We start from the raw sequence: 12,008 nt of genomic DNA, 5'->3' as shown, positions 1-12,008 counted from the left end.
CCATTAGCTCTTATTAAAACTTACTTGTTATGAAAAAGCTATCTTGTTCAGGCCTTGTTCATCCATTTTTTTTGATCATTATCATTATACTGATCTCAATTCCGATGGGTTTCTATGGCATGTATCTCTATATTGCCCCATCTTTGCCTGAAATGTCTACGCTTAAAAAGGCACCTTTATTAAAGCCTTTACAAGTTTTTAGTTCAGATAATGAATTAATTGCTGAATATGGAGGCAAGCTTTCTGTTCCCGTGAAATATGAACAAATTCCACCCGAATTTATTCATGCTTTCCTCGCCGCTGAAGATTCCAGCTTTTTTGAGCATAGCGGAATCAGCTTTAAAAGCTTGGGACGCGCACTCAGTGAGACGGTGACCGGCTCGGATGTACAGACCGGTGGTTCAACCATTACCATGCAAGTGGCAAAAAATTATTACCTTAGTCCTGAACGGACGCTGAAGCGCAAACTGACTGAAATTTTTCTGGCCCGTAAAATTGAGCAAAACTTAAGTAAAGAAGAAATTCTGACCCTGTATGTCAATAAAATTTTCCTAGGGAAAAATGCTTACGGTATCGCAGCAGCAGCTAAAATTTACTATAACAAAAGCTTAGAAGATCTTTCGACTGCACAGATGGCTATGATCTCTGGCCTGCCTAAAGCACCTTCTCGATATAATCCGGTCGCCAATCCCAAACGCGCCTTGGAACGTCGTAACTGGATTTTAGGCCGTATGCTACAATTGGGCTATTTAAACCAGATCCAGTATCAGCAAGCCATTGCTGAACCGATTAATCTGGATATGCCTGACCGAAGTACCCGTAACAGATTCCCGTATGCGGGTGAGATGGTACGCTCTGAACTGGTACAAAATTTTGGTGAACAGGCGGTAGATTCCGGCTATAAAGTCTATACCACTATTCATAGTGAACGTCAGGCCTATGCGGAACAAGCGGTACAAGAAGGCTTAGAGGCTTATGACCGTCGGCATGGCTGGCGTGGTGCTGAAGCACATGATCAACCCCTCGACAAGTTCCGTGCTTATGCTAACACCTATCCCGCGCAAGTAACCAAGGTGGGCACTTCCAGCTTTGAAGCACTCATGCAGGACGGAAGTAGCGTAACTGTTCCTTGGTCAGGTATGTCCTGGGCGCGTCGCTTTCGTAACGTCAACAGTGTAGGTGGCGCACCGAGCAAAGCGTCCGAAATTGTCAAAGTCAAAGATATTGTTCGCTTAAGACCCAATGAAAATAAAACCTCTTGGTCATTGGTGCAGATCCCCAATGTGCAAGGACAATTGATTGCTATCAACCCAAATAATGGTGCGATTGAAGCCATTGTCGGGGGATATAACTTTTATCAGTCGAAATTTAACCGTGCAACCCAAGGTTGGCGTCAACCCGGTTCTACTATTAAGCCTTTTGTTTATGCACTGGCTTTGGAACGTGGCATGACGCCGCATACCATGGTCAATGATGCACCGATTACCATTGGCAAATGGACGCCACGTAACTCGGATGGCCGTTATCTGGGTATGATCCCGCTACGTCGTGCACTTTATCTGTCACGTAATACAGTCTCAGTGCGCTTATTACAGGCCGTCGGGATTGAACGTACACGTCAGTTATTTATGGATTTTGGTTTACAGGACAGTCAGATTCCACGTAACTATACCATTGCCTTAGGCACCCCGCAGGTTCTTCCGATTCAGATGGCGACTGGCTATGCCACCTTTGCCAATGGCGGTTACCGAATTCAGCCGCACTTTATTACCCGCATTGAAGATGCCTATGGCAATACCATCTTTGAAGCCAAGCCTGAATATGCCTGTATTTCATGTATTAATGAAAAAGAAGAAACAGTTCAAGCCACTGACCCCATTACCGCAGATGACGAAGCAATTGCAATTAACAATACAACTTTAGAGCAAAAACAGGCCGCACCTAAAGTCTCTGCCGAAGACAGTAATTATCGTCAGGCACAGCGTATTTTAAAATCCAGCTCTGCCTATGACATGGCCAACATTTTGCGTGATGTGATTCAGCATGGTACCGGTCGTGCGGCATTAAGAATTGGTCGCAGTGATATCGGCGGGAAGACCGGTACCACTAATGATGCCAAAGACGCCTGGTTTGCGGGTTTCAATGGCAAGCTGGTCACCGTGACCTGGGTGGGCTTTGACCAGCCGACCACCTTAGGTCGCCGTGAATATGGTGGTGTGGCAGCTTTACCGATCTGGACCGATTTTATGGGCAAGGCATTAAAAGGCCAGCCAGAAGCATGGGTACGTTTAGACCGCAATGCCAAGGCACCGGTGAATCGCAACAAGGCGGTTCAGGCTGATGAGCAGCAGAATGATCCGTCTTCTCCGCCTCTGGCGACAGCGCTTTACCGTCCTGCACCTGTGGTCGTCCCGAAACGCACAGAAACTGACTTTGAGGATCTACCAGATCAACCGATTCGTTTACCAGATGATGAAAGTTCTGCACCACAAGAACAGCCTCTTCAGCCGAACCGGGTAGATTCTCTGGAAAATCTGATTGAAGAAGTCCAGTAATCTGACTGATATAAAAAGCCCTCAGTTGAGGGCTTTTTATATGCAATTTTTTATTTCTTCTGGAACAGGTAAATTTGATATTGCGCCAGCAATTCAAACTGATCCTGCTGTTCGAGTGCTAAACGGTGTTCCGGCTTGGCCTTATAAGCATAGGGTGTCATGGCAATCAGGTTTTTTAAATCAGCCTGTGGCAAAATCATCGGTGCATCAATCACCTGCTCACTGATCAGATTAAATTCATCTTGTAACTGCTCAACAAACTTCTGCGGCTCATGTGGTTTCACTTCTTCAAACAGCGCTTCACGCATGGCATATAAATGTTGTGGTGCTGGTGTCACCACCATCAAATAAGACTTCGGCTTCAAGACCCGCAGGATTTCCTGTTTGGGAATCGGACTGAATAAACTGGTACACAGATCAATCGATTCATCCTGTACAGGCAAGGTTGCCCCGGCTCCCACCACCCAAGTAATGTCTTTATTCAGTCTGGCAGCCACCTGAACTGCATTCTTGGCAATATCAACTCCCACACATTGCAGCACTTCAGCCTGCATGGCATTGGTGTAATAGCCTTCTCCACAGCCAATATCTAAAAGGTTCTCAATCCGCAACTCGCGAATCTTTTCCACGACAGTCTGTTGCAAAGGCGCATAATGACCTGCACTAAGAAATGCGCGACGTGCCTGCACAGACTCAGGCGTATCTCCCGGGTTTTTGCTGTGCTTGTGCTGAACCACATGCAGGTTCACATAGCCTTGTTTGGCGACATCGTAACTATGATGATTCTCACAGCGCCATGTTCTTTCATTTAAGCTCAACTGCTGGCGACAGACTGGGCACATGAGTAAATTCATCATTTTCTCCAAAACAAAAAAGCCGGCATGCGCCGACTTTTTCTCATGCATTTCTTAACGCAATTTTAAGGTCATTAGACCCAAAACTACCAGCATAATCGTAATAATCCAGAAACGGATCACCACTTGGGTTTCACGCCAGCCTTTCTTTTCATAATGATGATGTAGCGGCGCCATCAGGAATACACGCTTATTGCGCATTCTTAATGAACCAATCTGCAGGAAGACTGAAACCGCTTCCACCACAAAGACACCGGCCATAATCGCAAATACGATTTCCTGACGAACCATGACGGCAATCGTACCCAGCATCGCACCAAGAGATAAAGCACCGACATCACCCATAAATACTTGAGCCGGATGGGCGTTATACCAAAGGAAAGCCAGACCCGCCCCGATCATGGCAGCACAGACCACCACCAGTTCAGACGAATATTTTACATAAGGAATATGTAGATAGTTGGCAAATCGCACGTCACCGGCCAGATAGGCAAATACACCCAGACCTGTAGCAACCAGCACGATTGGCATAATCGCCAGACCATCCAGACCATCGGTCAGGTTCACGGCATTGGATGCACCGTTAATCACGAAATAGGTAAAGATAATAAAACCAATACCCAACGGAATCATCGACAATGGAATGCTTAGGTCTTTAAAGAATGGAATCAATAGATCCAGCATATTCGCGGTATGCACTGGATTGGTCTGTTGCTGCGCAATCACATACAAGGCAATACCAGCACCTAATGAACCCACTGAAGTCCAGAAGAATTTTTTCTTCGCAGGCAAACCCGCATTGTCTTTATAACGGATTTTAATCCAGTCATCGGCCCAGCCAACGGCACCGAAAATCACCATCACACCCAGCACAATCCAGACATAAGGATTGGAAAGATCCGCCCAAAGTAGAGTCGAAATCCCGATTGAAAGCAGGATCAGTACCCCGCCCATGGTCGGCGTTCCCATTTTCTTGGCATGGTTTTCAGGGGCATACGAGCTGACTGCCTGACCATATTTCAGCGCCTGAAGCTTGCGAATCATTATAGGACCGAGCACCAGACCAATGGTCAGTGCCGTCAAGACACTGAGCAAAGCACGTAAAGTTAAATAACGAACCACCTGAAACGTGCTGTCAAAGCCCGCCAAATGTTCAAAGAGCCATAACAGCATTTAGAGTTTCTCCATCAATGCAGCCATCAATGTTTCCATATGGGTAAAACGCGACCCTTTAAACAGGAATGACATCGGCTGAGGTTGATGTGTTTCAATCAAACGAATTAAAAACGGTAATGCCTGCTCCTGATTCAGGAAAGCCTGCATTTTTTTACCATATTGTGTACTACGGGCACCTTCTTGTGCGGCCGGCGCAAATTCACCCACAGCCACCACAAAATTAATGCCTTTAACCGAGACCAGATCCCGACCGAGCTTGTAATGCTCGATTGCGGCAGATGAACCGAGTTCACCAATATCGCCGGTGACCATGACCCGGATACCCTGCTGCTGCGCCAACACTTCAGCCGCTGCACGCATCGAACCCGGATTGGCATTGTAGGTGTCATCAATAAATAAATAGTCTTTATGCGGAATAAAATTCAGACGACCTTTGGCACCGACTGCCTGTTCCAGGCCAGCCACGATATCATCCAGACCAATACCGATCGCTAGGGCGAAAGCTGCTGCTGCAGTCGCATTTTCAACATTATGCTCGCCGGCAAACGGCAACTGAACTGTTTTCGAGCCTTGCGCTGTATTCAGGGTAAAACTTGAAGATTGAGCATCAAGGACTACATCGCTGGCATAGACTTCACCACCAGCACCAAAACTCAAGCTTTTTTCAGTTTTTACTGCGGCACGAATGGTTTCAGCAAAATCATCTGCAGCAGGAATAATTGAGGTTTCAGAGATATGCGCATAAATCTCGGATTTCGCGCGGCAAATCCCGTCACGACCGCCAAATTCACCTAAATGCGCAGTCCCGATATTAATGATCCCCGCCACATGCGGCTGCACCATTTTTGAAGTGTAATCAATTTCACCCTGATGACTTGCACCGAGTTCCATCACCGCATATTGATGTTCAGGACGTAGCTCCAGCAACATTACCGGCACGCCAAGGTCATTATTCAAATTACCACGCGTAACCAAGGTCGGTGCCAGACGCGACAGAATGCTTCCCAGCATTTCTTTAGTCGTGGTCTTGCCACTACTGCCGGTCAAGGCAATAACTTTGAGTTGAGGATTCTGCTGACGGCGATAAGCACCTAACTGTCCCAATGCCAGACGAGTATCTTCTACCACCAGTTGGCAAATATCGGCATCCACCGGACGGCTGACAATGGCAATTTCACAACCTTGAGCCGCGACTTGCGCAATAAAGTCATGCGCGTCAAAACGCTCGCCTTTCAGCGCAAGAAAAGCATCACCTGCTTCTGCATCACGTGAATCAGTCAAAATCCGCTTGATCTGGCCTGCAGGCTTTTTATCATTCAGCCAGTAGCCTTGGGTAGCCTGCTGTAATTGTTCTATGCTCCACGGCTCCAGCGCCGCAGTACTTGTTGTTGAGGTATGCATATCTGAATCCTAATGCGCTGAATAGGCTGAATCTGTGTTGCAATGCTGGGCATCAATCGCAGCTTGCACTTCGACCACGTCATCAAACCAGTGACGTACACCATCAATTTCCTGATAATTTTCGTGCCCTTTTCCTGCAATCACCACAATATCACCCGCCTGTGCGTGTTTAACCGCAAACTTGATCGCTTCACGACGGTCATGAATTTCATGATAGGTTTTGCCGGAAAAATCGATGCCATTTTTCATATCAGCAAAAATTTGTGCCGGATCTTCGGTCCGTGGATTATCAGAAGTGAGTACTGCGATATCTGAACCGTCTAAAGCAGCCTGAGTCATCAGTGGACGTTTACCACGGTCACGATCACCGCCACAGCCGAAAACAGTCCAGAGATTTTGTGAAACATGACGTTTCAAGGTCACCAAAACCTGGGTCAAAGCATCCGGGGTATGCGCATAATCCACCACAAACAGGCGCTCACCATCACGTAGCACCTGCATGCGACCTGGCGCACCTTTAAGCTGTGGTACAGTTGCAATCAAATTGTTCAGGTCAAAACCAGCCTGCTCCGCCATGATCAGACTGGCGACCAGATTTTCAATATTGAAATGACCCAGTAATGGACTGTTAACCACATATTCAGCAGAAGCAGTTTCTAGTTTAAAGTTCGCACCTGAAATGCTGTACTGAATATCCTGAACCTGATAATCCGCTTTTTGCTTGGTGGAATAAGTCAAAATTTTAGGCTGTGCCGGATTATTTTTCGCAGCATCCAGCATGATCTGTGCATGCTCATCATCGATATTGATGACAGCGACTTTTAAAGATTCAAACCGGAATAAATCCGATTTCGCTTCCGCATAAGCTTGCAGCGTTCCGTGATAATCCAGATGATCACGACTCAAATTGCTGTAACCCGCAATCTCGATATCACAACCATTCAAGCGACCTTGTTCCAGACCATGTGAGCTGGCTTCAATCGAGGCAAATTCCGCACCAGCCTGCGCATAGCCATGCAAGGCATTTTGCAGTTGCAAGGCATCCAGAGTGGTGTGCGAAGATGCTTCCAGATTTGGTAAAATCCCGTTACCTGTGGTACCCATCACTGCACAGGCTTTACCTTGCAGCATGATGAATTCAGCCACCAAGCGAGAAATCGTGGTTTTACCATTGGTGCCGGTAACTGCCAGAATTCGAGCAGCTTGAACAGGTTGAGTCGCTTGCAAATACTGCTTTTGCCACTGCCCCATCAGATGACGTACATCTGCCACTACCAGATTTGGAGATACCCCCAGCTCAGTTTCTGAAATCACGGCCAATGCACCCTGCTCTAAGGCTTTCTGGGCAAATTGAGCAGTTTTTTCCGGTTGAGACAGACTGGTCAGGGCAATAAAAATCTGTCCCGGTTTAACTTTACGACTATCCAGCTCGAAGCCCTGAAAGGATTGCTTCATCCAGTCAGCGACATCGTGAGGGGTGTAGAGATCTTGAAATGTAATAGACATTGATCACCTATTTACTGGACTTTGGGAGGTTCTAAAGGTTTGTCCAGAGGGACATTCAGCAGACGCAAGGATTCCTGCATCACGCGGGCAAAGACCGGTGCGGATACCGTACCGCCATAGTAGGTGCCTTGTGGGTTTTCCACCACCACCACCATGGCAATCCGTGGATCACTGACTGGTGCTACGCCGGCAAATAAAGCCCGGTATTCACTGGTTGAATAACCTTTACGGTCAGCACGCAGCTTATGTGCAGTACCGGTTTTACCTGCCACGCGATAGCCTGGAATGGTGGCGCGAGTTGCTGTACCACCTGGCAAGGTTGCGGTTTCCATCATCAGCAGGACCTGATCGGCAATATTGGCATCGATCATCTGCTCACCTTGGGGCTGTTCTTCCAGCTTATACAGGCTCAGTGGCATTTTCACGCCTTTATTGGCCAGCATGGCATAGGCATCAGCTAGCTGAAGTACCGTCGCGTTCAGACCATAACCATAGGACATAGTCGCCACTTCTGATACATTCCATTTGCTTGGTGGAAGAATCAAACCGGCACTTTCACCCGGGAATTTCACCGCTGAACGCTGACCAAAACCCAGACGTTTATAGAAGGTTGGTAAGGTTTCATACGGCAACGATAAGGCCAGTTTTGCCACACCAACGTTAGAGGATTTCTGTAGAATGCCGCCGAGTGTCAACTGACCATAGTTATGCGTATCACGAATGGTATGATTACCAACCCGCATACTGCCCGGTGTGGTATTCACGACTGAATTCGCCGTATATTTGCCACTTTCCAAGGCCATCGCTACAGTGAGCGGCTTCATGGTCGAGCCCGGCTCGAAAGAATCGACTGCACCGCGGTTACGCATGGCATCCTTATTGAGCAGGCTGTTTTTATCATTCGGGTTATAGGATGGCCATGATGACAGCGCCAGAATTTCACCGGTTTTGACATCTACCGCAATCGCAGTCGCTGAACGGGCATTATTGGCAACTCCGGCCGCAGTCAGCTCACGGTACATGATATATTGCAGACGCGAGTCGATACTTAAGGTAATATTTTCGCCCGGTTCAACTTCTTTAATCACTTCCGGTTCTTTGACCCGGTTACCTTTTTTATCGCGAATGATCTGCTGTTCGCCATCCTTTCCGGAAAGACGGCTATTCAGCTGCATTTCCAGACCTTCAATGCCGCTGCCTTCGCTATTGGTCAGACCAATAATCTGAGAGTTCGGCTGTGGCTGCGGATAATAGCGCTTATAGTTTTTCTCGGTATATACGCCCTGAAAATTACGTTTCATGATCAGTTCGGCCTGTTGTGGCGGAACTTCTTTTTTCAGGATCAGATAACGTGAACGCGGACGTTCTTCCATTTTTTTACGTAGTTCTGCCCGATCCATACCGACTGCATCCGCCAGCTCATCCAGATTCAGGTTTTTATCCGGTAGCTGACGTTTGAGCTTGCGGCTATTCGGTTCTTTTTCCAGCGCCAGCATGGTCTCGTCATAGAGTTTTTTATTGTCAAAATAATCACGTGGATCAATCACAATTTTCATGATTGGGGTACTGATAGCCAATGGAATGCCATTACGATCATAAATTACGCCACGCATTGCCTTGATGGTATTGGTTCTTAAAATATTGGCATTGGCTTTGTTTTGCAAAAAATCTTTATTAATAATCTGTACATAGAAAGCACGGCAAATCAGTGTCACAAAACACAGCAACACCACCGCCCACATGATGTAAAAACGATTGATATAAACATTTGAGGCATTTTTGTCGGTGACCGATTGTTTTTTACGTACCGGTTGCTTCTTTCTCTTGTCTACCATGTCGGAACGCTAGCCTTATTTTTTCTCATCTGAAGTTTGTGGTAAGGAAATCACGACACTTTGTGAAACCGGAGGTGAATACATACGCAGCTGTGTCACTGCACGCGTACCGATCTGTGCCGTCGCGCCAAAAGTTTGCTGCTCAATCAGCAAACGCCCCCACTCTGCATTCAGGTCATCCCTTTCACGCAGATAGGTACTCAGCTTTCTGTTATCCTGACGGTATTCAAATACCTGAAATACCACAAATACTGCACTGATGAAGACCATCAATATCAGCATGAGATAGATTGTAACTTTTTTCAGCCACAATTTTTCTGTTTTTTTATCAACCACTTCCGTTTTCATGATCTGCCTATTAAGCTAAACGTTCTGCTACCCGGAGCCATGCGCTACGTGAACGAGGATTGGCTTTGACCTCCTCATCACTGGCTTTAACACGAGAAACTTTCTTTAAACGTCGCGTATCTTTCTGTTGTTGTGGCATTCCCCAGCCTGAATCCTCTTCAAGCGTTGACTCTTTTTGAATAAATTGTTTAATCAAACGGTCTTCCAGTGAATGGAAGCTAATCACCGCCAAACGTGCTTCAGGTTTCAAGATTTCAACGGCCTGAGGCAAGAAGATTTCAATATCTTCTAATTCCTTATTAATAGCAATACGAATTGCCTGGAAAGTACGGGTCGCAGCATGCTTATTTTTTTCCCATTTCGGGTGCGCTACTTTTACGATCTCAGCGAGCTTTGCCGTGGTATCAATATATCCAGCAGCTTTAATCGCTTTGGCAATACGGCGACTATAACGCTCTTCACCATATTTAAAAATGATATTCGCCAGTGCTTCTTCTTCAATCTGGGTCAGCCATTCTGCTGCGGTGGGACCTTGCGAGTTGTCCATGCGCATATCCAGTGGGCCATCTTTCATAAAACTGAAACCACGTTCAGCCTGATCCAGCTGCGGTGAAGAAACACCAAGATCCGCCATCACCCCATCGACGTGTTCAATGCCCAGCTCAGCCAATGCCTCTTTCAGATCAGCAAAGCTGGCATGAATAATTTTAAAACGTGAATCTTCTTGTTCGAGTTCAGCCGCTACAGCCAGTGCTTGTGGATCTTTATCAAAGGCATAGACGCGTGCATTTTCATCTAATTTGGACAGCAATAAACGCGTATGTCCACCACGGCCAAAGGTACCATCCACATAAGTTCCCGTATTGCGACCCGCCAACAAGGCATCAATCGTTTCGTGAAGTAATACAGAAATATGTGACATAAAAACTCAATCAATAGGGGGGAAAATTTAACTGCACATTATCACCCTGTTTAGGCAAAGCTCCAAACGACTTTTTGTAGATAAATATTACTTTCCATAGAGAAAACCGTTTTAGCATTTTCTGCCACAAAAAAAGCCTCCTGTTCAGGAGGCTTTTTTACCAGCAAGAGGACTTCGCAGATCAATTAACGTTTGCTGTTATAAATCTGGTCGAAAATTGCACCATTCACAAAATGGGTTTTCTGTGCATTGGCCCAACCACCAAAGACCTCATCAATGGTAAAGGTTTTGATTTTCGGGAACTGTGCCGAATATTTCGCTAATACTTTTTCATTACGTGGACGATAGAAATGTTTAGCTGCCATTTCCTGACCCAATGGTGAATACAGGTAATTGATATAACCTGTTGCTAGCCATTTATTGCCATTTTTCTCTACGGTACGATCCACAATCGCCACTGACGGTTCAGTCAAAATGGTAATTGATGGATAGACGATATCAAACTTGTTTTTACCCAAGGTCTTTTGCGTGACCAAGGCTTCATTTTCCCAAGTCAGCAATACATCGCCAATCCCACGCTCGGCAAAGGTGGTCATTGAAGCACGTGCAGCAGAATCCATCACTTTCACGTTCTTATAAAGTTTGCCAACAAAATCCTGTGCTTTAGCTTTATTGCCGCCTGGCTGTTTCTCGGCATAACCCCATGCAGACAGATACACCCAACGCGGCAAACCGCCCGTTTTCGGGTTTGGCGTAATAATTTGCACGCCTGGTTTTGTTAGGTCATTCCAGTCCTTGATGCCTTTCGGGTTGCCCTTGCGGACCATGAATACGATCGTCGAAGTATAAGGTGCCGAGTTGTGTGGGAATTCCTTTTGCCAGCCCGGCTGAATCTGACCAGATTTCACAATTTCTTCGATGTCATTGGCCAGCGCCAAAGTCACCACATCACCTTTCAGGCCATCGACCACAGAACGCGCCTGTTTGCCCGAACCGCCATGAGACTGCTTGAAATTCACATCCAGACCGGTGCGGTTTTTCCAGTAAGTCCCAAATGATTTGTTAAATTCATCATAGAACTCACGCGTGGCATCATAGGATACATTCAGAAACTGACGGTCTGCTGCTTGTGAAGCAGTCGCGGTCATGCCTAAACCAGTCGCCAACAAGGCAGCACTAAATAACGATTTTAATTGAGTTTTCATGGCAGCACAGAGTTTATCTTCATTAGATATAACTATATGAAATAAAATCATTTATCGCAATTCACCCTACAACATCACAACACGATAAAATGAAAGGTTTTTCTGACTTAATATTTTGTTTTTAAAAGGAAAATACAGTTTATTATTCTACTTATATCTAAGATATAGAATTTTATGCATTAGATATAAAGAAAATGGATAACACT

The 12,008-nt window shown here is 46.1% G+C and carries 9 protein-coding genes; 1 reads left to right on the top strand and 8 read right to left on the bottom strand.

The genetic code is table 11. The annotated features are described in order from the left end of the window. The first annotated feature begins 29 nt into the window (after positions 1-29). Positions 30-2,555: a penicillin-binding protein PBP1a gene (gene ponA / locus ACO1B7_RS08505; RefSeq protein WP_423090042.1), complete on the top strand. Its 2,526-nt coding sequence runs from the start codon at positions 30-32 to the stop codon at positions 2,553-2,555. Between the two features lie 50 nt (positions 2,556-2,605). Here ponA and ACO1B7_RS08500 read toward each other — a convergent pair whose 3' ends face one another. The 8 genes from ACO1B7_RS08500 to ACO1B7_RS08465 form a co-directional block, all read right to left on the bottom strand. Next, the gene (locus ACO1B7_RS08500) at positions 2,606-3,409 is read right to left on the bottom strand and encodes a putative RNA methyltransferase (protein WP_423090041.1); all 804 of its coding nucleotides are present in this window, start codon (positions 3,407-3,409) and stop codon (positions 2,606-2,608) included. Positions 3,410-3,463: 54 nt separating this feature from the next. Then, a complete protein-coding gene (gene mraY, locus ACO1B7_RS08495) occupies positions 3,464-4,582 on the bottom strand; it encodes a phospho-N-acetylmuramoyl-pentapeptide-transferase (RefSeq protein WP_005265518.1) in 1,119 nt (372 codons plus the stop codon). Next, entirely contained in the window at positions 4,583-5,986 is a 1,404-nt protein-coding gene (locus tag ACO1B7_RS08490; protein WP_253147978.1) for a UDP-N-acetylmuramoyl-tripeptide--D-alanyl-D-alanine ligase, read from the bottom strand. A gap of 9 nt (positions 5,987-5,995) precedes the next feature. Then, positions 5,996-7,492: a UDP-N-acetylmuramoyl-L-alanyl-D-glutamate--2,6-diaminopimelate ligase gene (locus ACO1B7_RS08485; RefSeq protein WP_253147979.1), complete on the bottom strand. Its 1,497-nt coding sequence runs from the start codon at positions 7,490-7,492 to the stop codon at positions 5,996-5,998. 11 nt (positions 7,493-7,503) lie between these two features. After that, the gene (gene ftsI, locus ACO1B7_RS08480; protein WP_005101401.1) at positions 7,504-9,327 is read right to left on the bottom strand and encodes a penicillin-binding protein PBP3; all 1,824 of its coding nucleotides are present in this window, start codon (positions 9,325-9,327) and stop codon (positions 7,504-7,506) included. A 15-nt stretch (positions 9,328-9,342) separates the two neighbouring features. Continuing rightward, positions 9,343-9,609 carry a cell division protein FtsL gene (ftsL, locus tag ACO1B7_RS08475; RefSeq protein ID WP_370940785.1) on the bottom strand — a complete coding sequence of 89 codons (267 nt, stop codon included), beginning with the start codon at positions 9,607-9,609 and terminating at the stop codon, positions 9,343-9,345. 76 nt (positions 9,610-9,685) lie between these two features. Further along, positions 9,686-10,597 carry a 16S rRNA (cytosine(1402)-N(4))-methyltransferase RsmH gene (gene rsmH / locus ACO1B7_RS08470; protein WP_005101404.1) on the bottom strand — a complete coding sequence of 304 codons (912 nt, stop codon included), beginning with the start codon at positions 10,595-10,597 and terminating at the stop codon, positions 9,686-9,688. A 185-nt stretch (positions 10,598-10,782) separates the two neighbouring features. Beyond that, on the bottom strand, positions 10,783-11,802 hold the full coding sequence (locus ACO1B7_RS08465) for a sulfate ABC transporter substrate-binding protein (RefSeq protein WP_005101406.1): 1,020 nt from the start codon (positions 11,800-11,802) through the stop codon (positions 10,783-10,785). Between the last annotated feature and the right edge of the window lie 206 nt (positions 11,803-12,008).

The sequence above is a fragment of the Acinetobacter lwoffii genome, assembly GCF_049367455.1.
Lineage (GTDB): Bacteria > Pseudomonadota > Gammaproteobacteria > Pseudomonadales > Moraxellaceae > Acinetobacter > Acinetobacter lwoffii_W.
The sequence above is the reverse complement of the archived record's forward strand: the minus strand, read 5'-3'. Positions and strand labels throughout refer to the sequence as shown.